Genomic DNA, 22,992 nt, shown 5'->3' on the forward strand with positions numbered 1-22,992 from the left:
CGCCTGCGCTCGCAAACTCCTCATCTACGCAAACACCGTCGTCCAGCGCGGCTCGCCATGGGTCGAAAACCACACCGCGCTCTAATGGTTGCTACGGGCTGATGGCTACAAGGCCGACCTCATCTACGCCATTCTTGCGATGGCCTCCGACAACCGTGGTGATGGAGCGGTCATTGAGGACGTAGTCAGTGATGCGTCGCCGTGTGGCACGTTCTTTCCCTCTCCCCTTGTGGGAGAGGGTGCCTGAGATGCGTAGCATCGAAGGCGGGTGAGGGGACGCATCATGCGTCGAGCCCCCTCATCCGGCGCAGCTGCGCTGCGCCACCTTCTCCCACCAGGGGAGAAGGAAAGGGGGCCGATCGCATTCGCTGTGCTTATCCTTTTGGCATTCGTAGAGCTCGTAGGGATGAGCGAAGCGTCATCCGCCATCACATGCCGTCACATCGACGCTTTTCGGCGGGTTACGCGCTTCGCGCTAACCCGCCCTACAAATCTGTGAAACTCCCGGATTACGCTGCGCTCCATCCGGGCTACGTGTTAGTTGCTACCTCACGCCGCGCGGACGATGTCGCGCACCAAGCCGACGGTTTCCTCGATCATGGCGCTGCTGACATCGAGATGGGTGCAGGCCCGGACCCGGTCGTCCATCATCGCCAGCAGCACGCCTTGGCCGCGCAGCTGGCTGACGAGATCGGGGCCGCTGACGCCGCTGCCGCTGGGATCAAAGAACACCAGATTGGTCTCTGGCTGCCGCACCTCCATGCCGGCGATCTGCGACAGCCCGCTAGCCAGCGCCCGTGCGTTGTCGTGATCGACGGCGAGCCGCTCGACGTGATGATCGAGCGCATACAGCGCCGCCGCCGCGCACACGCCCGCTTGGCGCATCGCGCCGCCGAGCCGCTGCTTCCAGCGCCAGACCTCGTCGATGAAATCGCGGCTGCCGGCCATCGCCGCGCCGATCGGCGCGCCAAGACCCTTGCTGAAATCGATCCACACCGAATCCCAATGCTGCACCATGCGCCTTGGCGCGATGCCGGTGGCGATGGTGGCGTTCAGCAGCCGGGCGCCGTCGATATGGGTATGCAGCTTTGCCGCCTTGCCGGCGATCGCGATCTCGTCGAGCGCGTGCTGCGGCCAGATCGTGCCGCCGCCGAGATTGGCGGTCTGCTCGACGCTGACCATGGTCTGTGGCGGCTGATAGCGGTTGCGCGGATGCAGCGCCGCTTGAAAGGTCGCGAGGCTGAACTGCCCGCCGGGGCCGCGCAGCCCAATGATCTGAAAGCCGCCGAGTGCGGCATGGGCGCCGCCTTCGCGCGACAGGATATGCGCGCTGTCATGGGCCAGAATCTCATCGCCCGGGCGGCACACCGCCAGCGTCGCGGTGACGTTGCACATCGTACCCGAGGGCATGAACACCGCAGATTCCTTGCCGAGCAGCTCGGCCACCCGCTCGCACAGCCGATTGACGGTGGGATCGTCGCCGATCTGTTCGTCGCCGACCTCGGCGCTCGCCATCGCCGCGCGCATCGCCGGCACCGGCCTGGTCTGGGTGTCGGACAACAGGTTGATGTGGATCGGCGGCAGCGAATGGTCGCTCGGTATCGGAGTGTAGGCCATCTGTCCTCAGCGCGGTTGCACCCCCACAACCGATGTAGGAACGAAAAAGGCCCCGGCAAAGCCGGGGCCCGAATTCGTCGGTGTGAATGTTTTCGACCGATTAGCGCGAATAGTATTCGACGATCAGATGCGGCTCCATCTGAACGGCGAACGGCACGTCCGACAGATTGGGGATGCGCACGAACTTCGCGGTCATCTTGTGGTGATCGACTTCGATGTAGTCGGGCACGTCGCGCTCGGCGAGCTGCGAGGCTTCCATCACGATCGCGAGCTGCTTCGAGGATTCCTTGACCTCGATCACGTCGCCGACCTTGACCTTATAGCTGGCGATGTTCACGCGGCGGCCGTTCACCTTGATGTGGCCGTGGTTGATGAACTGGCGCGCGGCGAACATGGTGGCGGCGAACTTGGCGCGATACACCACGGCGTCGAGGCGGCGCTCGAGCAGGCCGATCAGGTTCTCGCCCGAGTCACCCTTCAGACGGGTCGCTTCCACGTAGATGGCGTGGAACTGACGCTCGGAAATGTTGGCGTAATAGCCCTTGAGCTTCTGCTTGGCGCGCAGCTGAACGCCGAAGTCGGAGAGCTTGCCCTTGCGGCGCTGGCCGTGCTGGCCGGGGCCGTATTCGCGGCGATTCACCGGGCTCTTCGGACGACCCCAGATGTTCTCGCCCATACGGCGGTCAATTTTGTACTTCGCTTCACTGCGCTTTGTCATCGCGTCCTCTAAGATGCTGATAATGGTGAGGAAACGCGCCCTCCTACGCTCAGGGCCAAGGCCCCTTGCCGACAGGTCTCTCCTTAAAGCTTAAGGGGAGGACCACGGGTCGCGAAACGCAACGCGGGCCGAAATCGGCCCGCGTTGCAGCGTCGTTCTAGGCGGTCGCGGCGCGGGAGTCAATTCGGCAACGGGGCACTCAGGCGGTCGCGCCGCGCGCCGCTCTGATCATTCGCTGAGACCATGCGCTGGTCAGCCTTGGGCGCTTCGGCATGGCCCCGCCAAACGCCGGCCCGCAATTCGTCGGCGATGGCGCCGTTCAGTACCGCTTCGAGCTTGGTCAGGGTGGTGGCGATCATCGCCGCGTCGGTGACGCGGTGATCCCAGCGGATGATCACCTCCATGCGGTCGTCAGGCTCCAACCGTCCATAGCTGATCAGATAGGGGCCCGGGCTGAGCGCGTGCAGCGAGCCGGTGCCGAACGCCGACACTGAAGTGATGCCGTAGCTACCGGCATAATTGGCATGCTGCCGGCCGCTGTTGAGGCCGAACGCCCAGGCCAGCCGCCGGATCGGCAGCGGCAGCCGCGTCAGCCGCATCATCCGCCGAAATGCTGGCACATCCTTGATGGGGGCGGTCTGGGCGTGCCGGATCTCGGCATCGACCTGCGCCAGCGTCAGTTCATCGGCGGCGCTGATCTTTTGCATCAGCACGCAGTCCTCGCCGTCTTCACGGCGGGCTATGGCGATCATGCCGACGCTCTGCGGCAGCTCGTAGAAATGCGCCCAGGGCCATTTGATGAACAGGGTGCGCAGGATCGGCTGATCGCGCGCCACCAGGCAGAACGCTTTGGCAAAGATCGCCGCCCAGCCCGGGCGCACCGCCGCCGCGCGATGCGCTTCGGCAAGAACGCTAAGGTCGAGATGCCGCTGCAGGGTAATCAGCGGCACGCGCTGCGAGGCGCGCATCAGATCAATGATGAAGCGCCGCGGTAGCGACACCTTCTTCATCTTGCCGCGCATCTGTCACCGCTCCAAGCCAGGCACGCCCACGCGCTCAAGGCGCCGGCGAGGACAGCGGCTTGGTCTTGTCGACCACCCACACCGCCATCACCTTGGCGTTCTTGTCGCCATGGACCTTGGCGTCGTGCACCACGCCCGCCGGGATGGCGTAGGAATCGCCGGCCTTGAGATGCTTGTCGGGCTGACCGTCGATGCTCATCACCGCTTCGCCTTCCAGCAGATAGCCGGTCTCGATGCCGGGATGGGTGTGACGGCCGATGCTGCCGCCGACCGGCAATTCGGCCAGACCGCTGACAGTGACATAGCCATCAGGGAACTCGACCTTCTGCAGCGGCGTGCGCTTCACGCCAGGCTGCTGTGCCAGCGCAACGCCGGCGAAGGTCACGATCGTGGCCGCAAACACCAAAAAAATGCGCTTCATTTGAGCAATTCCTCTCTCCGGCACACTAGAGCATTTTGCGGTTCAGATAAAATCGGCCCCGGATGCCCCAGATTGTTTCCGTGTTGTCAGACGCTTGGTGCGTTCTCTTGGCGCGAACCGGACCGGGTCCGCTCAAAATGGCTTTAGCAGTGCAATCCGGCTTGCGGAAGCCGTTGGTTGCTGTGCGGTGCCACAAGCCGCTCGCCGAAGAACGGCAGCAGGATGCGCGCCGGCGGCGGCTGCCGGCCCGAGGTCATGATCATCGCGGCGCTGGCCTGCGGGGCGCAGCCGGCGACCCCGTTGAGCAGATTGGCGACGCGGCGCGCGATCGCCGGCGCCGGGTCGATCCATTCCACCGGCCAGGGCGCGAGTGCGATCAGCCGCTGGCGCAGCAGCGGGTAATGGGTGCAGGCCAGCACCACGGTGTCGGTGCGCGGTCCAGCCTCGGAAGCGGCGATGAAGCACGGCGCGATTTCGGCGCGGATCAGCTCATCGGCGACCGGATCACCGCCGAGCGAGGCTTCGGCGAGCGACGCCAGATGCGCGGAGCCGACCAGCGTTACCGCGCAATCCTTGGCGAAATCGCGAATCAGCGCCTTGGTGTATTCGCGCTGCACCGTGCCGCGGGTGCCGAGCACCGACACCTGTTTGCTGACCGAGCGGGCGCAGGCCGGCTTGATCGCCGGTACCGTGCCGACGAATGGCACGCGATAGGCGGCGCGCAGATGCGCCAGCACCAGGGTTGAAGCGGTATTGCAGGCGATCACCACCAGATCGGGGGCATGCCGGTCGATCAGCTCGCCGATCAACGGCACCACGCGGCCGATGATGGCGTCTTCGCTGTGTTGGCCGTAGGGGAAAAAGGCGTCGTCGGCGACGTAGACGTAGTTGGCATCCTGCCGGGCCCTGACCACCTCGCGCAGCACCGTGAGGCCGCCCAGCCCGGAGTCGAACACCAGAATGGTTGGAATGACCGACATCCTGAAAATTTATTGCAATGTTGTTACCAGCGGGTTGCAGTCTGCTGTGAGCCCGGAGCGTGGTCAGAATAGGGCATTTTGCCGTCAGACCGGCTGTAACGGTTGATGAGGGCCGTCCGGCAGCGTGATCTCGATCTGATCGCCGGGGCGCACCTCGCCGCTGCTATGCACAATCGCCATCACCCCGGCCTTGCGGATCAGGTTGCCATCGGCGTCGCGGTCGAGCAAAGCGTGCATCAAGCCGCTCTGAAACTGGTCGATCTGCACGCAGGGATTACGCAGCCCGGTGATCTCCACCACCGCGCTGTCGCCGATCGCAAGCTTGGTGCCGGTCGGCAGCGCCAATAGCGCGATGCCGGAAGTGGTGATGTTCTCGCCCAGATCGGCGGGCGCGACGGCAAATCCCTTGGCGCGCACCTCGTCGAATAGCTCGGCATGGATCAGATGTACCTGGCGCAGATTGGGCAGCGTCGGGTCCTTGCGCACCCGCGAGCGGTGCTTGACCGTGACGCCGCGATGGCCGTCGCCATCGACGCCGAGCCCGGCGCTCAGATGGATGCTGAGGCACGGGGTTTTGCTAAAATGATGGCCGGGCCGCGCGGCCACGGCCACCACGCGGGGCCCAGTCAGGTCATTGGTCATCGAATGCAGCCATCACGGTTTCGATCGGCAAAAACAGCGTCCGGCTGTCGGCCGGGTATTCGATAAACTCGGCGCAGCGCAGATAAAAGCGTTTTGCCGCGTCATCTTTGGCGTGGACCAGCACGGCGCCAATGCCGATGCTCTGCGCGGCCAGCGCGATCCGGCGCAGCCCGTCCGCGAGCAGATCGGCGCCGAGCCCTTGGCCGGCATGATCGCGGCTGACCGCCAGCCGACCGATCACCGACACCGGGATGGTGCTAGGCGCAGCCTTGCGCTGAACCGCGCCGGCCGAGATGCAGAAATAACCGACGACTTGCGCACCCTCGCACACGACGTAAGTGCGCGAAAACCGGCTTTCGTTTTTCAGCGCACGCTGGCGCAGCCAGTCGTTCAGCACAGGCTCGCCGCAATCAAAGGCGGACAGGTCATGCGCCGCGGTCAGCGGCTGCGGCGCCGAATAGCGGCAAGGCGTGCGCCCGCCGCCTAACTCTTCTGCCATGACGGCACTCGGCGCAGCAGCGTGCGCAGTTTCGGTCCGGGGGCCGGCGGATGGTCGAGCGCGTGCATGAACGCGTCGTAGCGCTCGGCATCGAGCATGAACAGCCGCTGATCGAGCAGCACGTCGATTGCCTCGCGCCGTGCGCTGTCGATCATGAATTCGGTGCGGGTCTTGCCGAGGACTGCCGCCGCATCATCGATCAGCTGGCGGGTCTGCGCCTCGATGCGCAGATTGATGCTGCCCTTGGTCTCGGGCACGGAACCGCGCTCCGCGACGGCGACGGGTGTTTCCGGCGATGAGGGACGGTGCTTTGCCATGGCACCAACATGGGGCCTGTATCTACAATGTCAATACGGAGGTGCGGCTGCGTCTCCTCGCAACAGCGGGCGAGGGTGTTCTCAGCTCAATCCATACCAACGGCGATTGATACCAACCCACACGTCATGGCCGGGCTCGTCCCGGCCCTCTACGTCTTTGATCCTGCAGCGATTTTAAGACGTGCATACCCGCGACAAGCGCGGGTATCACGGTCATTGAGACGACCCGATGGCCTCACTTCTCGCCGAACACGCGCTCGAAGATCGTGTCGACGTGCTTGAAGTGATAGTCGAGGTCGAACTGCTCGGCGATCTCGGCGTCGGTCATGTACTTCTTCACGCCTTCGTCGTTCTTGAGCAGCGTCTGGAACTCGCCTTCGCCGCGCCACACCGGCATCGCGTTACGCTGCACCAGTTTGTACGATTCTTCGCGCGAGCAACCCTTCTGGGTCAGCGCGGTCAGCATGCGCTGCGAGTGGATCAACCCGCCGAGCTTGTCGAGATTGGCGCGCATATTGTCCGGATAGATCACCAGCTTCTCGATCACGCCGGCAAGGCGGTTGAGCATGAAGTCCAGCGTCACGGTGGCGTCGGGCGCCAGCATGCGTTCGGCCGAGGAGTGCGAGATATCGCGCTCGTGCCACAGCACCACGTTTTCCAGCGCCGGCAGCGAGTAGGCGCGCACCATGCGGGCGAGACCGGACAGGTTCTCGGTCAGCACCGGGTTGCGCTTGTGCGGCATCGACGACGAACCCTTCTGGCCTTCCGAGAAATACTCCTCGGCTTCCAGCACTTCGGTGCGCTGCAGATGACGGATCTCGACCGCCAGCCGCTCGACCGAGGAGGCGATCACCGCCAGCGTGGAAAAATACATCGCGGCGCGGTCGCGCGGGATCACCTGGGTGGAGATCGGCTCCAAAGTGAGGCCCATCGACTTGGCGACGTGTTCTTCGACGCGCGGATCGATATGGGCGAACGTGCCGACCGAGCCGGAGATCGCGCAGGTCGCGACTTCCTTGCGTGCCGCCACCATGCGTTCGCGGGCGCGGCTGAACTCGGCATAGGCGTAAGCCAATTTTAGGCCGAACGTCACCGGCTCGGCGTGAATGCCATGCGAGCGGCCGATGCTCGGGGTCAGCTTGTGCTCGAAAGCGCGCTTCTTCAGCGCCGCCAGCACCCGGTCGATATCGGCGATCAGAATGTCGGCCGCGCGCACCAGCTGCACGTTAAAGCAGGTGTCGAGCACGTCCGACGAGGTCATGCCCTGGTGCACGAACCGCGATTCCGGCCCGACGAATTCAGCCAGATGGGTCAGGAACGCGATGACGTCGTGCTTCACCTCGCGCTCGATCTCGTCGATGCGCGCGACGTCGAACGCGGCGTCCTTGCCGCCCTTCCAGATCGCCTCGGCAGCCTCCTTCGGGATCACGCCGATCGCCGCCTGGGCGTCGGCGGCGTGGGCCTCGATCTCGAACCAGATCTTGAAGCGGGTCAAAGGCTCCCAAATGGCAGCCATTTCCGGACGGGTATAGCGCGGGATCATCACAGACTCTTGGGTGTGGGGGGAATTTGGCCGCGCTTTAGCAGATCGCGCCGGGCGAGGCCACCCTTTGGGGCGAACGGGGGCGGGAGGTGAGAGGTAGGGGCGTGGGGCAGGGGCGTGGGTAGGGAGTTTTCCCTCCCCCCGCGTAGCGGTGGGGAGGGTGGCCGGCGCAGCCGGCCGGGTGGGGGGCTTCATCCGGTCAGATCATCTCGCCGCTTTTGGCGAAGGCAAGAGCCCCCCACCCCCGACCCCTCCCCGCCACTGCGCTTCGCTCCGCGGGGGGAGGGGAGATCGCCGCGGCACACGAACTGGCGATGACAAAATGAAAACGACCGCCAATCGGCGGGCGCCTGCAAGTGCAGAAAATCGTGTGAAGCGAGGGGGCCTTACGCCACTTCGCCGCGCGCGGCCATCGCCGCCTTGCGGATGCCGTCGATATTGGCCTTGTAGGCTTCCAGCGTGCCGCCCTTGAACACCGCCGAACCGGCGACCAGCGCGTTGGCGCCGGCAGCGGCGAGCTGGCCGGCCAGCTTGTCGTTGACGCCGCCATCGACCTCGATGTCGATCGGCCGGTTGCCAACCATGGCGCGCACCTGGCGGATCTTCTCGACCGCGGACGGGATGAACGCCTGGCCGCCAAAGCCCGGGTTCACCGACATCACCAGCACCAGATCGATGTCATCGAGCACATATTCGATCGCGCTCGGATGGGTGCCGGGGTTGAGCGAGACGCCGGCCTTCTTGCCGAGCGCGCGGATCGCCTGCAGCGAGCGGTGCAAATGCGGGCCAGCCTCGGCGTGCACGGTGATGATGTCGCAGCCGGCCTTGGCGAACGCTTCCAGATAGGGATCGCACGGCGCGATCATCAGATGGACGTCGAACACCTTCTTGCTGTGCGGCCGCATCGCCTTGATCACGTCGGGGCCGAACGAAATGTTCGGCACGAAATGGCCGTCCATCACGTCGAGATGCACCCAGTCGCAGCCGGCCTCGTCGATGGCGCGCACCTCCTCGCCGAGTTTCGAGAAGTCCGAGGCCAGGATCGACGGCGCAATGGCAAGCGGGCGGAGCGGGAACGAGGACATGGCGGCTATGACCTAACAGGCTGGGAAGGGGGCTTTCGCGTACCACGCCAGATCGGCGGTGAGCAATCGGAAGCGAAAGCAAACAGTCGGCACATTCTGCCGCGGGGGCAGTGTTTACCCGGTTGGGCGGGTGAGAATGCATTCAATGGCTCTGATTTTACTGTGCTTTTGGATGGCGCGCGGCTTGCAAGGCTGGTGGCAGGGAATGGGGCGCCGCGCCGCGGCAGAGTTCGGAGCTTGTCATGTTGCCAGCCTTCATTGCCGCTTCTTCGGCGCTCGATCTCCTCAATTCGCTGACGTCGTCCTCCTCGAAGCAATCGCGTCAGGCGCGCGATACCAGCTTCGATCTGCCCTCATCCTCCAGCGCCAGCAAATCGCCATTCTCGGACACCGAGACACCATGGGGCCGGGGGAACTCGGGGCAGAGCCAGCTTCTGTCGAGCAGCACCATGACCAGCCTGTTCTCGCTGCAAAGCGAGCAGGCGAACTTGTCGCATTCCACCGACAGCAGCCGCGCCAGTCCGCTCAAGAAACTGTTCGCGATGCTCGATGGCAATAGCGACGGCGCGATCAGCAAGAGCGAGTTCGAGGACAAGCTCGGCGCCGGCGGCACCAATCTCGCCAATGCCGACAAGGTGTTTGGCAAGCTCGACAAGGATGGCGACGGCGCGCTCAGCCTGGATGAGCTGTCGGTGGTGATGAAGGGCAAGGGCCATCACCATCCGTCCTTCGAAGGCCAGGGCAATGCCGATGCGGTGATGCGCGGCCTGCAGGGCGCCAGCACCGCTACCACTCAGAACAGCGATGGCAGCTCCACCACCACAGTGAGCTATGCCGACGGCTCCAAGGTCACCATGACCTCCGCGGCGTCGAGCGCATCATCGGCGGCGACGTCGTCCTACAACTACGTCGAACAGCTGATCCAGCGCCAGTCCAACGCGATTTTGGCGCAAAACGCCTCGACGCTGTCGCTGAGCGCCTGAGCGCGCTGAGCTTAGCCGAATAGGTCGCGCCACGCCGGCTGCGCATCCGGGAACGGCAGCGCGCTGGCGTGATAGACGCCGCGCGCGATCGCCCGCGCCACGGTGTTGGCGGCGATCATGCCAAGCTCCGTGAGCCCGACCAAGGGATCGACCTTCTTGTCGCCGGTGGCGGCAGCAAACACCACGTCGCCATCGAGCGGCACATGCACCGGATAGATGGCGCGGGCAAAGCCGGTCTGCGCCATCATCGCCAGCCGCTTGGCCTGGGTTTTGGTAAGCGCGGCATCGGTGACCACCGCGACCAGCGTGGTGTTCTCGCCAGCCTTGGCGGCGGCCGCGCCCTTGATGCGCATCGCCAGCATCTCGGGCGTAAAACGTGGCGGCAGGCCGCAGCCGCCGAACTCGCCATCGATTTCATAAGGCGCCGCCCAGAACCACGGGCCATCGCCAATGGTGACATTGCCGACGGCATTGACCACCGCCAGCGCGCCGACCCGCACGCCATCCGGCGTTTCGGCGGAGGCCGAGCCGAGGCCGCCTTTCAGCGTCGCGGTGGTGGCGCCGAGCCCGGCACCGACGCTGCCGAGCGCAAAATCATCGCTGGCCGCCGCCGCGGCGGCATAGCCCAGCTCGCGATAGGGCGGGTACTGCCCCCAGTTCTTGTCGCCGCCATTGAGCAGATCGAACATGATCGCGCCGGGCACGATCGGAATCGAGATGCCGCCGACCTGAAAGCCGCGGCCTTGCGCCGCGAGGCAGGCATGGACGCCGGCGCCGGCATCGAGTCCGAACGCGGAGCCACCGGACAGCACCAATCCGTCGATGGTCTCCACCGTGGCGACCGGATCGAGCAGCGCGCATTCGCGGGTGCCAGGGCCACCGCCGCGCACATCGATCGAGGCCACCGCCGGCCGATCGAACACGATCGCGGTGACGCCGGAAGCAACACGGGCATCGTCGGCGTGGCCGACTTTGACGCCGGCAATGTCGGTGAGCAGATTTTTCATGGGCGTCTCTCCCAGCTGCGACATGCAGTGGTACCTGTCTGCTCGCTTGATCACAACTCGGCGCGAGCGGCCGCCAAGCCTTGCATCAGGCCGCGATTGCAGTGCATCTAGCGGGCATGATCCATGACGTCACGATCCCTGCCGCGCTGCTTGCTGGTCTCGTCAGTTTTCTGTCGCCCTGCGTGCTGCCGCTGGTGCCTCCCTACCTGATCTATCTGACCGGGGCCACGATCGAGCATGTCGCGACCGGCGAAACGCCGTCGGCGTCGCGCCGCGCGGTGCTGGTCGCGGCGCTGATGTTCGTGCTCGGCTTCTCCACGGTGTTCGTCGCGCTTGGCGCCAGCGCCAGCCTGGTCGGCAGCCTGATCCGCACCTGGTCGGCGGAATTGTCGATCGCCGCCGGCATCGTCATCATCATCATGGGGCTGCATTTCCTCGGCCTGACCCGGATCGGGCTGTTGATGCGCGAGGGCCGGCTGACCATTCCCAAGCCCGTCGGGTTGTGGGGTGCTTATGTGATGGGCCTGGCGTTCGCGTTTGGCTGGACGCCGTGCATCGGCCCGATCCTGGCCGCGATTTTGTCGGTCGCTGCCGCCGAAGCCACCGTTGCCAAGGGCGCCGGTCTGCTCGCGGTGTATTCCGCCGGGCTTGGCATTCCGTTCCTGCTGGCGGCGCTGATGGTCGATCAGTTCTCGACGCTGTTTGCGCGCATGAAGCGCCATCTCGTCACCGTGGAACGCATCATGGGCGTGCTGATGATCCTGACCGGCATCGGCTTCCTGACCGGCGCGGTCAGCCATGCCTCGATCTGGCTGCTGGAAACCTTTCCGGCGCTCGGCAATTTCGGCTGATGCCATAGGCTCCCACCCATGAACCGTGCCCGCGCTTGTCGCGGGCGGGTTTGGTACCAATCGCCGTTGGTATTGAGTCCTGCGGCGAGGCGATCGCCCGACAACGATCGCCAACAAAAAGGCGCGAACCGAATGGCCCGCGCCTGATCGCTTAAGACCAACGGAAATTGATACCACCCCATCCGCATGTCATGGCCGGGCTCCGTCCCGGCCATCCACGTCTTTGATCTTGCAGCGCTTTCAAGACGTGAATGCCCGCGACAAGCGCGGGCATGACGTGTCAATGGTAGGAGCCGTTGGTATAACAGATGGCCGGGACGCGCCCGGCCATCACGTGCGGAATTATTAGTTTTCAGCGGCCACTTCGGCGTAGTTGCCCTTGTCGTCCCACTTGTAGACGACGTAGTCGATCATCTTGATGTCGCCCTTGGCGTCGAACGACAGCTTGCCGAGCACGGTGTCCCACTCGCCGGCCTTGATCGCGGCCATCACCTTCTTCGGATCGGTAGTGCCGGCCTTGGTCGCGGCCTGCGACCACACCTGGAACGCGGCATAGGTGTAGAGCGTGTAGCCTTCGGGATCGACGTTCTTGGCCTTGAACTTTTCGACGATCGCCTTGGCGGTCGGCTTGTTGCGCGGATCGGGGCCGAAGGTGAACAGCGTGCCTGCCGCGAGCGGGCCGGTGATCGAGGCGAATTCACGGTCGTTCATGGCGTCGCCCGCCATCATCACCGTCTTCAGGCCCTGGTCGCGCATCTGGCGCAGGATCAGGCCGGCTTCCAGATAGTAGCCGCCGATATAGACCAGATCGATGTTCTCGCGCTTCAGGCGCGACACGATCGAGTTAAAGTCCTTGTCGCCCTTGTTGTAGGACTCAAAGATCTTCTCCTGCACACCGGCCTTGTTCAGCGCCTTCTTGGTCTCGTCGGCGAGCCCCTTGCCGTAGGTAGTCTTGTCGTTGAGGATCGCGATGTTCTTGCCCTTAAAGTGCTTCAAGATGTACTCGGCCGCGACCCCGCCCTGCTGATCGTCACGGCCGCAGATGCGCAGCACGTTCCACAGCTTGCGTTCGGTGAACAACGGATTGGTGGAGGCCGGGGTGATCTGCAGCACATTGCCGTCGGCATAGGCTTCCGACGCCGGGATCGACGACGACGAGCAGAAATGGCCGGCGACGAACGGAACCTTGGCGCTGGCCAGCTTCTCGGCGACCGAGCGCGCCTGTTTCGGATCGCAGGCGTCGTCGCCGGTTTGCAGCACTAGTTTCTTGCCGAGCACGCCGCCGGCCGCGTTGAGGTCGGCGACCGCGAGGTCAGCGCCGTTGGCGAGTTGCCGGCCGAACGCGGCTTCCGAGCCGGTCATCGGCCCGGCGACCGCTACATTGATGTCCTGAGCGAATGCCGTGGTCGACAGCGCGAGCGTCGCGCCGAGCGCCAGGCCGAAGAGCTTAATCGATGTCATGGGCCAATCCTGTCAATGATGGACGAAATTGTGAGTTTGCCCGGGGCGCCGGGCTCGAAATTGCCGAGCAGTTTCCGCTGAAATTTTTGCCAAGTCATCGGCAAAATGCGGCCAGCGCATGGGTGCCGATGACGCTTGTTGCCGCAGCAGCGCCGCGTCATCCGTGGCGGCCGCCTTCGAGGTAAGCAGCGCGCACTTCCGGCCGCTGCAACAGTTCGCGGCCGCTACCGCTCAGGGTGATCAGGCCGTTGACCATCACATAGCCGCGATGCGCCAGCCGCAGCGCGTGGTTGGCATTCTGCTCGACGATCAGCACGGTCAGGCCGTCCTGGGCATTGAGCATGCGGATCGCGTCAAAGATTTGCCGGGCGATCAAGGGTGCAAGGCCGAGCGAGGGCTCATCGAGCAGCAGCAGCCGCGGCCGGCTCATCAAGGCGCGGCCGATCGCCAACATCTGCTGCTCGCCGCCCGACAGCGTGCCACCGCGCTGGGTGTAGCGTTCGCGCAGCCGCGGGAACAGTTTCAGCACTCGCTCCAGCGCCGCGTCGCGTTCCGCGTCGGTGGTCGGGCAGACATCGGCGCCCATCTGCAGGTTTTCCGCCACCGTCATGCGCTGGAAGATGCGCCGGCCTTCCGGCGATTGCGCAATGCGCAGCTTGGCGATCAGATGGGTCGGCATCGCGGTGATGTCGGCTCCATCAAACAGGATGCGGCCGGCCTTGGCGCGTGGCTTGCCGAAGATCGACATCATCAGCGTCGATTTGCCGGCGCCGTTGGCGCCGATCAGCGCCACGATCTCGCCTTGCGCGATGTCGAGATCGACGCCCTTGAGCGCTTCGATCTTGCCATAGGCGGCGCGCAGGTTTTCGATTTTCAGGAGGGGAACTGAAGAAGAGGTCATGGCGCGACCTTGCCACGCTTGCTTTCGTCATGGCCGGGCTTGTCCCGGCCATCCACGTCTTCTCCCGCGGTTCGCAGCAAAGTCGTGGATGCCCGGCACAAGGCCGGGCATGACGGTGGATGATGACGCGTGCGGCTCACTGACCCAACTCCCGCTCGACCGCGGCCACTTCGTCATCCTCGACGCCGAGATAAGCGGCGATCACTTTCGGATCGTCACGCACCGCGCGCGGCGTGCCGTCGGCGATCTTGGTGCCGTGATCGAGCACGATCACATGATCGGAAATTTCCATGACGACGCTCATGTCATGTTCGATCAGCAGCACCGAGGTGCCGTGCTCGGCGCGGATCGACAGCAATAATTCGTTGAGCCCGGCGCTTTCGCGGGCATTGAGGCCGGCGGCCGGCTCGTCGAGGCACAGCAGCGCCGGCTCGGTGCACATTGCGCGCGCAATTTCCAGGCGGCGCTGATCGCCATAGGGCAGGTTGCCGGCGGCATCGTCGGCGCGCGCGACCAGCCCGACCCGGTCGAGCCAGAATTTGGCGCGGTCGATGGCGCGCTGCTCGGCCGCGCGCCAGGACGGCACGCCGAACAGCCCGAGCAAGGTCATGCCGGAGGCGCGCATCAAGGCGTTGTGCTGCGCCACCATCAGGTTTTCCAGCGCGGTCATGCCGGGAAACAGCCGGATATTCTGGAAGGTGCGCGCCACTTTGGCGATCTTGCAGATCCGGAAATCGTTGAGCTTCTCAAGCTGAAACGTGGCGCCATCAGGATGGGTCAGCCGCAGCTCGCCGCCGCTTGGCCGGTAGAAGCCGGTGATGCAGTTGAACACCGTGGTCTTGCCGGCGCCGTTCGGGCCGATCAGCGCGGTGATCTCGCCATGCTTGGCGGCGAAGGACAGCCCGCCGACGGCAATGATGCCGCCGAAGCGCATCATCAGCTGGTCGACGACGAGGATGTGATCGTTGCTCATCCGCGCCCTTCCTTGACCATGTCGGCCGCAATCGCGCGGTTGTGTTCCAGGAACACGGTCGGCGCGCGGTGGCCGACCAGGCCGCGCGGCCGCCAGATCATCAGCAGCACCATCGCCATGCCGAACACCAGCATGCGGTATTGATCGAGGCCGCGGAACAGCTCGAAACCGCCGATCAGCGTCACCGCGGCAATCGCGACGCCAAGCTGCGAGCCCATGCCGCCCAGCACCACGATCGCCAGCACCAGCGCCGATTCGTGGAAGGTGAAGGATTCCGGCGAGATGAAGCCTTGCCGGGTCGCGAAGAATGCACCGGCAAAACCGCCGAACATCGCGCCAGTGGCGAACGCGGTCAGCTTGGTGGTGGTGATGTTGATGCCGAGCGCGCGGCACGCCACTTCGTCCTCGCGCATCGCCTCCCAGGCGCGGCCGATCGGCAGCCGCCGCAGCCGGATCGTCACCCAGTTGGTGATCAGCGCCAGGATGAGGATCAGATAGAACAGGAACACGATGCGGTGGGTCGGCGAGAACTCGATGCCGAGCCGAGCGGCCAGGCCATCTTCGCCCGACGACAGCGGGATGCCGAACAGCGTCGGCCGCGGAATGCCGCTGATGCCGTTGGGGCCGCCGGTCAGATCCTGCCAATTGAGCAGCACCAGCCGGATGATCTCACCGAAGGCCAGCGTCACGATCGCCAGATAGTCGCCGCGCAGCCGCAGCACCGGGAACCCGAGCAGGATGCCCCAGAACGCGGCGAGGATGCCGGCGAGCGGCAGGCAGATCCAGAACGACAGGCCGAAATTGGTGGCGAGCAGCGCGTAGGAATAGGCGCCGACCGCATAGAACGCCACATAGCCGAGGTCGAGCAGGCCGGCGAGGCCGACCACCACATTCAGGCCCCAGCCGAGCATGATGTAGGTCAGCACCAGGATCGCCAGATCGAGAATGTAGCGCTGGTCGTAGAAAATCACCGGCAGCAGCAGCGCGAACACCAGCGCCGCCGGCCCGATCAGCCGCCCGGCCCAGGACAGGCCGCGCTGCACGCCCTGCGGCAGCTGCACGCCTTCGCGCGGGCCGATCCAGCCGCGCAGCAATTCGATCACGATCGAACCGACGAACACCGCGCCGACGATCGCGGCGAGTTCGCCGAACCGCGTCCAATAGATCAACTGCCCGGCGGTGCCGACCTCGGTGCGCACACCGATCATCAGTGAAAATAGAACCAGCGCCACAAGGGCGCTGATCAGGGACTTTTTCAGAATGAAAGCAACGCCGGTCTTGGCTGCGCCGGTGTTGGCGGCAGAGGCGACGGCGGCGGCAGGTACAGGGCTTACCACGGGCGCCACCGATCAGACTTTTTCGACTTCGGGGCGGCCGAGCAGGCCGGTCGGCATGAAGATCAACACGATGATCAGGATCGAGAACGCCGCGACGTCCTTGTACTCGACCGAGAAATAGGCCGACCACAGCGTTTCGATCAATCCGATCAACAGCCCGCCGAGCATGGCGCCGGGCAGCGAGCCGATGCCGCCCAGCACCGCGGCGGTGAACGCCTTAATGCCGGCGAGGAAGCCCATGAAGAAGTCGACCAGGCCGTAATACAGCAGGTACATCATACCGGCGACCGAGGCGAGCGCCGCGCCGATCACGAAGGTCATCGAGATGGTGCGATCGACATCGACGCCGAGCAGCGCCGCCATGGTCTGGTCCTGCTCACAGGCGCGCATGTCGCGCCCGAGCCGGGTGCGCGACACCATCCAGGTGAAGATTCCGAGCAGCAGCACGGTGGTGATTACCACCAGGATCTGCACGTTCGACACCTGAACGACGAAACCGTCGGAACCTTCGTGCAGGGTGTAGCCGCCGGTGACGATCGGCGGCACCGGCTTGACCCGGGCGCCCTGCGACACCTGCGCGAAATTCATCAGCACGAACGACATGCCGATCGCCGACAGCATCGGCGCCAGCCGGAACGATTGCCGCAGCGGCCGGTAGGCGATCCGCTCCACGGTCCAGCCGTATAGCGCTGTCACCGCCATCGATACCAGCAACACCACCAGCAGGATCACCGGGACCATGGTCAGCCCGAACGACACCAGCACCAGGAATGTAATGAGAGCGATAAAGCCGCCGATCATGAAGATGTCGCCATGGGCGAAGTTGATCATGCCGACGATGCCATAGACCATGGTGTAACCGATCGCGATCAGACCGTAGATCGAGCCGAGCACCAGGCCGTTGATCAGTTGCTGGGCGAAATAATCCATGTGTTTCTAAGTTCCGGTCGTCACATCGTCCCAGCCGGCTGGCCGGTCCTGCCGCAGCAAGGAGCATGCAAGACGAGTACCGATTTCCTGCCGCGTAGTCCTCGCCGCGTGTTCCTCGCCATGTCGTCCGCGCAACTCAGTTAAGCGTCGACTACCGAGTTTTGTAACAGTGGTGATCGGGGGCGGCAACCGCGGCTGATCGCGCCATGCACATCTGCTGCGCTGCAATAGCCGTGGCCTGCCGCCGCAGTCCGCAGCGCCGGCTACCTCATGACCGATTCTGAGTGAGTGCCGGTCTCAATGACCGATGGCGGCTTGGATCCACAGCCCGCGCCGCCCGGCGAAGCGAGCAGTGCGGCTTTGGTGGTATTTTGTTGCCGATTTTGGCAAATATGGTCAACAAATGGTTAAGCGTTAAGGTTAACAAAGCGTTACCATTGCCGCGCAGGGTTAACCTGCGGTTACCTTGGGCCCGCGTTTCCCGGAATAGTGAGTGGAGCGGCGCGGCCGACAGGAGAGCAGCCATGGAAACCAATCATTGGCGCATCAGCACCATTAACGGCGCTTTGCTGGCGGCTTACTTCGTTCCGGCCTGGGTGATCCCGGCGGGTCAGATCATCGTTTCGCCGGTGCAAGGCTTCTATGAGCGCCAGAGCGTGTCGGTGGCGCTGTTCGTCAACGACCATCTGCATCTGGCCGGACTCTATACCGTGCGCGCCGCCTGGCTGCTGGCACTCGCCAAGCTGACCGTGGTGGCGTTCTTTGCGGTGTTCGTGGTGCTGACCGCGCGCGCGTCGATCCGCAAGGCGCGCGGCGGCGAAGAGGCGCTGGGCTTTGCGCTCGGGATCGGCAGCCTGATCAGCTTCGCCAGCATGGTGATGGCGTCGTTGGTCGGCGAGCACGAGGCGCTGCGTTTGCACGCCACCGAGCTACTGCTGATGCTGGGCGGCATTTCGCTGATGGCGCTGGAGCCGCCGCTGCTCGCCAGCCGCGACGTGGTCGAGGACAACCTCCCGATCAACGTGTCGGCGAGCGCGTTCCAGGGCATGCACCCCGAACCGCAGCCGCACGCGGCCTGACGTCGCGCACGGCTACTTGCTTCGGCGCAATCGAAACACCACGCCGCTTAAGATGGCTTGCGGAGATCCGCAGGCTGGCAGGCTGCGCCGCTGATCAGCGGCGCGAACGCAGATGGCGGGCTTCGAGCTTGGCCAGGGCCAGGGTCGTTCCCATCAGCAGCACCGGAATGGTCAGTGCGGCGATGATGCACAGGAACGAGTTTAAGTCGTGAATGACGAGTCCGGTCGGCATGATTGCCTCCGTAGGCTGACGCCGACACCAGATTGGTGGGCGCCTTCTACGGCGAGCTGAGCACCGAATGGTTAACAGCTTCTTGCCAGCGCCCCTTGTAGCATTGCGAGGCGCTGCGCGTTCAAGCCGTTACCGTACCTTGACCGTACCTTGACCGTACCTTGACCGTACCTTGACCGTACCTTGGCTAGCGCTGCGTCAGGAAGCCGATCACCACATCGACGAAAGCATGCGGCTGTTCGATGTTGGAAATATGCGCGGCATCGAGCAGTGTCATCGACGCGCCGGGGATGCGGCTGCGCATGAATTCGGCGGAGGCAACCGGCGTCGAATTGTCGTGGCGCCCCGCGATCACCAGCGTGCGCTTGTCGATCTTGGGCAAAAGCTCGCGATGATCAAGCGTGCTCAGCGCCTCGCAGCAGCCGATATAGCCCTCGACCGGGGTGGCGAGCAGCATCGCCTTGAGATTGGCGGTGGCCTGCGGCTCGCGCTCGCGAAAATCCTCGGTCAGCCAGTTGTTGATCACGGTGTCGGCGATCGCCGCGATGCCGCCGTCACGCACCAGCGGGATGCGGTTCTTCATCGGGGCCGGATCGGGATAGTAACAAGTGGTGTTGGCGAGGATCAGCCGGTCGATGCGCTCCGGGGCATTGGCAGCCAGCCATTGCCCGACCATGCCGCCCATCGACAGCCCGCACCAATGCACCTTGTCGATATTGAGATCGTCGAGAATGGCGAGGGCATCGCGCCCGAACCGTTCAAACGAGTAAGGGCCGGTGACCTGCGACTTGCCGTGGCCGCGGCGATCGTAACGCACCACGCGGAACAGCTGCGTCAGCGCCTTCATCTGCGGTTGCCACATCTCGAGCCGGCAGCCGAGCGAGTTCGACAGCATCAGCGTCGGGGCGCCATCACGGCCCTCGACCGAAACGTTGAGAAGGCAACCGTCGGCATCGATCAGGGGCATTGGGGCTCTCCAGGTCGCAGGCGCTGGCTGACGGAGCGGTCCGATCGCCCGCGGCGCAGCCGGTGGAGCATAGCCGCCGCGCTGCTGCGGACAACGGGCGCTATCAAAGCTGCGGCCAGCGGCGCGGCGATCCCCGGCCATCGGTCGTGCTTGTTTGCCGCGATGCGGCATTGACGTGATTCTGCCAAGCTTTTTCTTTTCCGGAAGGCATGCTTTACTTGGGTAACAGTCGCCGAAAAAAGGCGGCGATCCCAGGGAGGATTGCAATGACGATGACGATGAGCGGCGAGGTGCGGCTTATCGGATCGCCGGAGCTGGTCTGGACCAAGCTCAACGATCCAGAGGTGCTGAAAGCCTGCATTCCCGGCTGTGAGGAACTGGAGCGGACTGAGGACGACAGCGGCTTTCGCGCGGTCGCCAAGCTCAAGGTCGGCCCGGTGTCGGCGCGCTTCAAAGGCAAAGTCATCCTGTCCGATCTCGACCCGCCCAAAGCCTACAAGATCACCGGGGAAGGCGAGGGTGGCGTTGCCGGTTTCGCCAAAGGCGGCGCCACGGTCGGACTATCCGATCACGAGGGCGGCACGCTACTGTCCTACAATGTCGAAGCCCATATCGGCGGCAAGCTGGCGCAGCTCGGCCAGCGTCTCATCAATGGTTCGGCGAAGAAACTCGCCGATGAGTTCTTCGCTAATTTCAGCAAGGCGGTGCAGCCGCAAACCTGAAGAGACGGAGGGCCGCTGCTCATGAACACCGGCCGCCGCACGGCACCGCACTCGCGCGCGGTGCTGCACATGGTTGGCCTTCACGTACGTGCTGCGCCGTCGCCGCGGCGCAGTCCATCCTTCGCCGTCCTTGCGTCGCCCATGGCGGCGCCGACTTAGAGAACACCGATGGCCAAAATTTCCCTCACCGTGAATGGTCGGGCGGTCACCGCCAATGTCGATCCGCGCACGCTGCTGGTGCAGTTTCTGCGCGAGCAGTTGCGGCTGACCGGCAGCCATGTCGGCTGCGACACCTCGCAATGCGGCGCCTGCGTGGTGCATCTCGACGGCAAGGCAGTGAAGTCCTGCACCACGCTGGCGGTGATGGCCGATGGTCACGAGGTCGTCACCATCGAAGGGCTGGCGCCGGATGGCGCGGCGCTGCATCCGATGCAGCAGGCGTTTTACGAACATCACGGCCTGCAATGCGGTTACTGCACGCCGGGCATGATCATGACCGCGGTCGATCTGGTGCAGCGCAAGGGCCACGAACTGTCGGAGCAAACGATCCGCGATGAGCTGGAAGGCAATCTGTGCCGCTGCACCGGCTATCAGAACATCGTGATGGCGATTGCCGCCGGCGCCAAGGCGATGGCGCCGCGCGGTGCTGCGTAGCAAGGCGCCAACAACTCGATCCGGCCGAGCGAAAGGAGCCGCATGTACCCGTTCAAATATCATCGTCCGGCGACCGTGCGGCAGGCGGCGAACTTGCTCGCCAAGCATGAGGAAGCGCGGCCGATCGCCGGCGGCCATACGTTGCTGCCGGTGATGAAGCAGCGTCTGGCCGCACCGCCGCATCTGGTCGATCTGTCGCATATCGAAGGGCTCGGCGAGATCGCAATGCAGGGCCGCGCGCTGACGATCGGCGCCGCTGCCACGCATGCCGAAGTGGCCGCGTCGGACACGGTGCAGGCGGCGATCCCCGCGCTGGCGGAACTGGCGGCCGAGATCGGCGATCCCGCGGTGCGCCACAGGGGCACGATCGGCGGCTCGCTCGCTAATAACGACCCGGCCGCGGACTACGCGGCCGCGGCGCTGGCGCTCGGCGCCACCATCGTCACCAGCAAGCGCCGCCTGAAAGCGGATCAGTTCTTCCAGGGGCTGTTCACCACCGCGCTCGATCCGGACGAGATCATCACCAAGATCATGCTGCCGGTGCCGAAGAAGGCCGCCTATTGCAAGTTCCGCAATCCAGCGTCGCGCTATGCGCTGGTTGGGGTGTTCGTCGCCAAGCGGCCGTCTGACGTGCGCGTTGCGGTCACCGGCGCTGGCGCCGACGGCGTATTCCGGCTGAGCGCGGCCGAGGCGGCGTTGCAGAAGCGCTTTCATCCAAAAATGCTGGGCGGCCTGCATGTGGCGGCGGATGGCCTGACCAGCGATCTACACGGCAGCGCGACCTATCGCGCGCATCTGATCGCGGTGCTGACGCGGCGCGCGGTCGAGGCGGCGCAGGCGCGGCCTGACAAAGTAGCTGCGCAGCCCGCGGCGCTGGAGCCGGCGTCATGACCAGCGCTGCCCCGCCTGCCTTGCTGCCGGCTTCGGTCGATGCCACCTTGGCGCTGCTGACGGCCAATGGCTATCTTGCCGAACGCGCGCTCGCCACCGTGACGTTTCTGGCGCTGCGCATGGGACGGCCGCTGTTTCTGGAAGGCGAGGCCGGGGTCGGCAAGACCGAGATCGCCAAGGTGCTGGCCGCCGCGCTCGGCCGCCGCTTGATCCGGCTGCAATGCTATGAAGGGCTCGACATCGCGTCTGCGGTCTATGAGTGGAACACCGCGGCGCAGATGATCGCGATCCGGCTTGCGGAAGCAGCGGGCGACACCGATCGCGACCGGCTCGCCGCCGATATTTTTGCCGAGCGCTATCTGATCAAGCGGCCATTGCTGCAAGCGCTGGAGCCGGAGGTCAGCGGCGCGCCGGTGCTGCTGATCGATGAGCTCGACCGCGCCGACGAGGCCTTTGAGGCCTATCTGCTCGAAGTGCTGTCCGATTTTCAGGTGACGATACCGGAGTTCGGCACCATCGCGGCGCCGCACCCGCCGATCGTGATCGTCACTTCCAATCGCACCCGCGAGATTCATGACGCGCTCAAGCGGCGCTGCCTGTATCACTGGGTCGATTATCCGAGCGCCGAGCGCGAATTGGCGATCGTCAAATCGAAGGTGCCGGGCATTTCCGCGGCGCTGTCGGCGCAGGTGGTGGCGTTCGTGCAGGCGCTGCGCGCGCAGGATTTTTACAAATCGCCCGGCGTTGCCGAAACGCTCGATTGGGCGACCGCGCTCACCGAACTCGACGCCCGCAGCCTGACGCCGCAACTGGTCGGCGATACGCTCGGCGCGCTGTTGAAATATCAGGACGACATCGCCCGCATGCAGGGCGATACCATGCAGAAGCTGGTGAAGGAGGCGACGGCGCAATAGCTGAGGCGGCGTGGGCGTTCTCCCGCGCCGATGCGAAGCCACGATGCTCACCAAGCAGGCGGCCTGCTCCCTCTCCCCGCTTGCGGGGAGAGGGCTGGGGTGAGGGGGCGTTTCGATTTGTCGCAGCCGCTCGCCTGTGCGGAAGCGCCCCCTCACCCGATCCGACTTCGCTGCGCTCCGCCGGATCGACCTCTCCCCGCAAGCGGGGAGAGGTGAGCAAGGCCGTGCGCGTAGAAGGGCGGTGCG

The 22,992-nt window shown here is 64.8% G+C and carries 25 protein-coding genes; 7 read left to right on the forward strand and 18 right to left on the reverse strand.

The features are described 5' to 3' along the window. Positions 1 to 549 precede the first annotated feature (549 nt). The 10 genes from BJ122_RS01700 to rpe form a co-directional block, all read right to left on the reverse strand. Positions 550 to 1,617, reverse strand: coding sequence for a threonine aldolase family protein (locus BJ122_RS01700; protein ID WP_110779454.1), 1,068 nt, complete (start codon positions 1,615 to 1,617; stop codon positions 550 to 552). A gap of 100 nt (positions 1,618 to 1,717) precedes the next feature. Next, positions 1,718 to 2,335, reverse strand: coding sequence for a 30S ribosomal protein S4 (rpsD, locus tag BJ122_RS01705; RefSeq protein WP_110779455.1), 618 nt, complete (start codon positions 2,333 to 2,335; stop codon positions 1,718 to 1,720). 179 nt (positions 2,336 to 2,514) lie between these two features. Further along, the gene (locus BJ122_RS01710; protein ID WP_245407573.1) at positions 2,515 to 3,357 is read right to left on the reverse strand and encodes an acyltransferase; all 843 of its coding nucleotides are present in this window, start codon (positions 3,355 to 3,357) and stop codon (positions 2,515 to 2,517) included. A gap of 34 nt (positions 3,358 to 3,391) precedes the next feature. Then, positions 3,392 to 3,778, reverse strand: coding sequence for a cupin domain-containing protein (locus BJ122_RS01715; RefSeq protein WP_027278001.1), 387 nt, complete (start codon positions 3,776 to 3,778; stop codon positions 3,392 to 3,394). A gap of 143 nt (positions 3,779 to 3,921) precedes the next feature. Continuing rightward, positions 3,922 to 4,758 (reverse strand): glutamate racemase, encoded by an 837-nt coding sequence (gene murI / locus BJ122_RS01720; RefSeq protein ID WP_110779456.1) that lies wholly within the window; start codon positions 4,756 to 4,758, stop codon positions 3,922 to 3,924. Between the two features lie 84 nt (positions 4,759 to 4,842). Further along, positions 4,843 to 5,400 carry an MOSC domain-containing protein gene (locus BJ122_RS01725; protein ID WP_110779457.1) on the reverse strand — a complete coding sequence of 186 codons (558 nt, stop codon included), beginning with the start codon at positions 5,398 to 5,400 and terminating at the stop codon, positions 4,843 to 4,845. After that, positions 5,390 to 5,899 carry a GNAT family N-acetyltransferase gene (locus BJ122_RS01730; protein ID WP_110779458.1) on the reverse strand — a complete coding sequence of 170 codons (510 nt, stop codon included), beginning with the start codon at positions 5,897 to 5,899 and terminating at the stop codon, positions 5,390 to 5,392. The genes BJ122_RS01725 and BJ122_RS01730 overlap by 11 nt, the downstream gene beginning before the upstream one ends. Next, positions 5,884 to 6,216 carry a type II toxin-antitoxin system TacA family antitoxin gene (locus BJ122_RS01735; protein WP_110779459.1) on the reverse strand — a complete coding sequence of 111 codons (333 nt, stop codon included), beginning with the start codon at positions 6,214 to 6,216 and terminating at the stop codon, positions 5,884 to 5,886. Before BJ122_RS01735 ends, BJ122_RS01730 begins: the two co-directional genes overlap by 16 nt. A 235-nt stretch (positions 6,217 to 6,451) precedes the next feature. Beyond that, positions 6,452 to 7,759: an adenylosuccinate lyase gene (gene purB, locus BJ122_RS01740; RefSeq protein WP_110779460.1), complete on the reverse strand. Its 1,308-nt coding sequence runs from the start codon at positions 7,757 to 7,759 to the stop codon at positions 6,452 to 6,454. 386 nt (positions 7,760 to 8,145) lie between these two features. After that, positions 8,146 to 8,844, reverse strand: a complete 699-nt coding sequence (gene rpe / locus BJ122_RS01745) for a ribulose-phosphate 3-epimerase (protein WP_110779461.1) — start codon at positions 8,842 to 8,844, stop codon at positions 8,146 to 8,148. Positions 8,845 to 9,086: 242 nt separating this feature from the next. Between rpe and BJ122_RS01750 the strand changes: the two genes are divergently transcribed. Next, positions 9,087 to 9,827, forward strand: a complete 741-nt coding sequence (locus tag BJ122_RS01750; protein ID WP_110779462.1) for an EF-hand domain-containing protein — start codon at positions 9,087 to 9,089, stop codon at positions 9,825 to 9,827. An 11-nt stretch (positions 9,828 to 9,838) separates the two neighbouring features. Here the strand turns inward: BJ122_RS01750 and BJ122_RS01755 are convergent, their stop codons facing one another. Then, complete coding sequence (locus tag BJ122_RS01755; RefSeq protein ID WP_110779750.1) at positions 9,839 to 10,834, reverse strand: P1 family peptidase; 996 nt, start codon at positions 10,832 to 10,834, stop codon at positions 9,839 to 9,841. Between the two features lie 116 nt (positions 10,835 to 10,950). Between BJ122_RS01755 and BJ122_RS01760 the strand changes: the two genes are divergently transcribed. Next, positions 10,951 to 11,685, forward strand: coding sequence for a cytochrome c biogenesis CcdA family protein (locus tag BJ122_RS01760; protein ID WP_110779751.1), 735 nt, complete (start codon positions 10,951 to 10,953; stop codon positions 11,683 to 11,685). Positions 11,686 to 12,030: 345 nt separating this feature from the next. Here the strand turns inward: BJ122_RS01760 and BJ122_RS01765 are convergent, their stop codons facing one another. From BJ122_RS01765 to BJ122_RS01785, 5 genes are all read right to left on the reverse strand, one after another. Continuing rightward, positions 12,031 to 13,146: a branched-chain amino acid ABC transporter substrate-binding protein gene (locus tag BJ122_RS01765; RefSeq protein ID WP_110779463.1), complete on the reverse strand. Its 1,116-nt coding sequence runs from the start codon at positions 13,144 to 13,146 to the stop codon at positions 12,031 to 12,033. A gap of 157 nt (positions 13,147 to 13,303) precedes the next feature. Beyond that, positions 13,304 to 14,047 carry an ABC transporter ATP-binding protein gene (locus BJ122_RS01770; protein WP_110779464.1) on the reverse strand — a complete coding sequence of 248 codons (744 nt, stop codon included), beginning with the start codon at positions 14,045 to 14,047 and terminating at the stop codon, positions 13,304 to 13,306. 136 nt (positions 14,048 to 14,183) lie between these two features. Beyond that, positions 14,184 to 15,020: an ABC transporter ATP-binding protein gene (locus tag BJ122_RS01775; RefSeq protein WP_110779465.1), complete on the reverse strand. Its 837-nt coding sequence runs from the start codon at positions 15,018 to 15,020 to the stop codon at positions 14,184 to 14,186. Further along, entirely contained in the window at positions 15,017 to 16,357 is a 1,341-nt protein-coding gene (gene livM / locus BJ122_RS01780) for a high-affinity branched-chain amino acid ABC transporter permease LivM (RefSeq protein WP_110779466.1), read from the reverse strand. Before livM ends, BJ122_RS01775 begins: the two co-directional genes overlap by 4 nt. A 12-nt stretch (positions 16,358 to 16,369) precedes the next feature. Beyond that, a complete protein-coding gene (locus BJ122_RS01785) occupies positions 16,370 to 17,287 on the reverse strand; it encodes an ABC transporter permease subunit (protein ID WP_110779467.1) in 918 nt (305 codons plus the stop codon). Positions 17,288 to 17,811: 524 nt separating this feature from the next. On the opposite strand from BJ122_RS01785, the gene BJ122_RS01790 reads away from it, so the two are divergent. Further along, positions 17,812 to 18,366 (forward strand): hypothetical protein, encoded by a 555-nt coding sequence (locus tag BJ122_RS01790; protein WP_245407574.1) that lies wholly within the window; start codon positions 17,812 to 17,814, stop codon positions 18,364 to 18,366. A gap of 94 nt (positions 18,367 to 18,460) precedes the next feature. Here BJ122_RS01790 and BJ122_RS19110 read toward each other — a convergent pair whose 3' ends face one another. After that, the gene (locus BJ122_RS19110) at positions 18,461 to 18,598 is read right to left on the reverse strand and encodes a hypothetical protein (RefSeq protein WP_181418849.1); all 138 of its coding nucleotides are present in this window, start codon (positions 18,596 to 18,598) and stop codon (positions 18,461 to 18,463) included. Between the two features lie 187 nt (positions 18,599 to 18,785). Beyond that, positions 18,786 to 19,565, reverse strand: coding sequence for a 3-oxoadipate enol-lactonase (pcaD, locus tag BJ122_RS01795; RefSeq protein WP_110779468.1), 780 nt, complete (start codon positions 19,563 to 19,565; stop codon positions 18,786 to 18,788). Between the two features lie 266 nt (positions 19,566 to 19,831). Between pcaD and BJ122_RS01800 the strand changes: the two genes are divergently transcribed. The 4 genes from BJ122_RS01800 to BJ122_RS01815 all read left to right on the forward strand — a co-directional run bounded on the left by BJ122_RS01800 (position 19,832) and on the right by BJ122_RS01815 (position 22,746). Further along, the gene (locus BJ122_RS01800) at positions 19,832 to 20,287 is read left to right on the forward strand and encodes an SRPBCC family protein (RefSeq protein WP_103012586.1); all 456 of its coding nucleotides are present in this window, start codon (positions 19,832 to 19,834) and stop codon (positions 20,285 to 20,287) included. 168 nt (positions 20,288 to 20,455) lie between these two features. After that, complete coding sequence (locus BJ122_RS01805; RefSeq protein WP_110779469.1) at positions 20,456 to 20,941, forward strand: (2Fe-2S)-binding protein; 486 nt, start codon at positions 20,456 to 20,458, stop codon at positions 20,939 to 20,941. A gap of 42 nt (positions 20,942 to 20,983) precedes the next feature. Then, complete coding sequence (locus BJ122_RS01810; protein ID WP_110779470.1) at positions 20,984 to 21,832, forward strand: FAD binding domain-containing protein; 849 nt, start codon at positions 20,984 to 20,986, stop codon at positions 21,830 to 21,832. Next, positions 21,829 to 22,746: an AAA family ATPase gene (locus tag BJ122_RS01815; protein WP_110779471.1), complete on the forward strand. Its 918-nt coding sequence runs from the start codon at positions 21,829 to 21,831 to the stop codon at positions 22,744 to 22,746. Before BJ122_RS01810 ends, BJ122_RS01815 begins: the two co-directional genes overlap by 4 nt. The last annotated feature ends 246 nt before the right edge of the window (positions 22,747 to 22,992 follow it).

The sequence above is a fragment of the Rhodopseudomonas faecalis genome (assembly GCF_003217325.1).
In the GTDB taxonomy this organism is placed as follows: Bacteria; Pseudomonadota; Alphaproteobacteria; order Rhizobiales; family Xanthobacteraceae; genus Rhodopseudomonas; species Rhodopseudomonas faecalis.

What these genes read in the sequence shown, in the direction of transcription:
- BJ122_RS01815 (WP_110779471.1), top strand. Translation starts at nt 21,829, where the DNA reads ATGACCAGCGCTGCCCCGCCTGCCTTGCTGCCGGCTTCGGTCGATGCC.
- BJ122_RS01700 (WP_110779454.1), bottom strand. Translation starts at nt 1,617, where the DNA reads ATGGCCTACACTCCGATACCGAGCGACCATTCGCTGCCGCCGATCCAC.
- BJ122_RS01810 (WP_110779470.1), top strand. Translation starts at nt 20,984, where the DNA reads ATGTACCCGTTCAAATATCATCGTCCGGCGACCGTGCGGCAGGCGGCG.
- BJ122_RS01790 (WP_245407574.1), top strand. Translation starts at nt 17,812, where the DNA reads ATGGAAACCAATCATTGGCGCATCAGCACCATTAACGGCGCTTTGCTG.
- rpe (WP_110779461.1), bottom strand. Translation starts at nt 8,844, where the DNA reads ATGTCCTCGTTCCCGCTCCGCCCGCTTGCCATTGCGCCGTCGATCCTG.
- BJ122_RS01805 (WP_110779469.1), top strand. Translation starts at nt 20,456, where the DNA reads ATGGCCAAAATTTCCCTCACCGTGAATGGTCGGGCGGTCACCGCCAAT.
- BJ122_RS01770 (WP_110779464.1), bottom strand. Translation starts at nt 14,047, where the DNA reads ATGACCTCTTCTTCAGTTCCCCTCCTGAAAATCGAAAACCTGCGCGCC.
- purB (WP_110779460.1), bottom strand. Translation starts at nt 7,759, where the DNA reads ATGATCCCGCGCTATACCCGTCCGGAAATGGCTGCCATTTGGGAGCCT.
- BJ122_RS01765 (WP_110779463.1), bottom strand. Translation starts at nt 13,146, where the DNA reads ATGACATCGATTAAGCTCTTCGGCCTGGCGCTCGGCGCGACGCTCGCG.
- BJ122_RS01775 (WP_110779465.1), bottom strand. Translation starts at nt 15,020, where the DNA reads ATGAGCAACGATCACATCCTCGTCGTCGACCAGCTGATGATGCGCTTC.
- BJ122_RS19110 (WP_181418849.1), bottom strand. Translation starts at nt 18,598, where the DNA reads ATGCCGACCGGACTCGTCATTCACGACTTAAACTCGTTCCTGTGCATC.
- BJ122_RS01760 (WP_110779751.1), top strand. Translation starts at nt 10,951, where the DNA reads ATGATCCATGACGTCACGATCCCTGCCGCGCTGCTTGCTGGTCTCGTC.
- BJ122_RS01730 (WP_110779458.1), bottom strand. Translation starts at nt 5,899, where the DNA reads ATGGCAGAAGAGTTAGGCGGCGGGCGCACGCCTTGCCGCTATTCGGCG.
- pcaD (WP_110779468.1), bottom strand. Translation starts at nt 19,565, where the DNA reads ATGCCCCTGATCGATGCCGACGGTTGCCTTCTCAACGTTTCGGTCGAG.
- BJ122_RS01735 (WP_110779459.1), bottom strand. Translation starts at nt 6,216, where the DNA reads ATGGCAAAGCACCGTCCCTCATCGCCGGAAACACCCGTCGCCGTCGCG.
- BJ122_RS01715 (WP_027278001.1), bottom strand. Translation starts at nt 3,778, where the DNA reads ATGAAGCGCATTTTTTTGGTGTTTGCGGCCACGATCGTGACCTTCGCC.
- BJ122_RS01785 (WP_110779467.1), bottom strand. Translation starts at nt 17,287, where the DNA reads ATGGATTATTTCGCCCAGCAACTGATCAACGGCCTGGTGCTCGGCTCG.
- BJ122_RS01725 (WP_110779457.1), bottom strand. Translation starts at nt 5,400, where the DNA reads ATGACCAATGACCTGACTGGGCCCCGCGTGGTGGCCGTGGCCGCGCGG.
- rpsD (WP_110779455.1), bottom strand. Translation starts at nt 2,335, where the DNA reads ATGACAAAGCGCAGTGAAGCGAAGTACAAAATTGACCGCCGTATGGGC.
- BJ122_RS01800 (WP_103012586.1), top strand. Translation starts at nt 19,832, where the DNA reads ATGACGATGACGATGAGCGGCGAGGTGCGGCTTATCGGATCGCCGGAG.
- BJ122_RS01755 (WP_110779750.1), bottom strand. Translation starts at nt 10,834, where the DNA reads ATGAAAAATCTGCTCACCGACATTGCCGGCGTCAAAGTCGGCCACGCC.
- murI (WP_110779456.1), bottom strand. Translation starts at nt 4,758, where the DNA reads ATGTCGGTCATTCCAACCATTCTGGTGTTCGACTCCGGGCTGGGCGGC.
- BJ122_RS01710 (WP_245407573.1), bottom strand. Translation starts at nt 3,357, where the DNA reads ATGCGCGGCAAGATGAAGAAGGTGTCGCTACCGCGGCGCTTCATCATT.
- BJ122_RS01750 (WP_110779462.1), top strand. Translation starts at nt 9,087, where the DNA reads ATGTTGCCAGCCTTCATTGCCGCTTCTTCGGCGCTCGATCTCCTCAAT.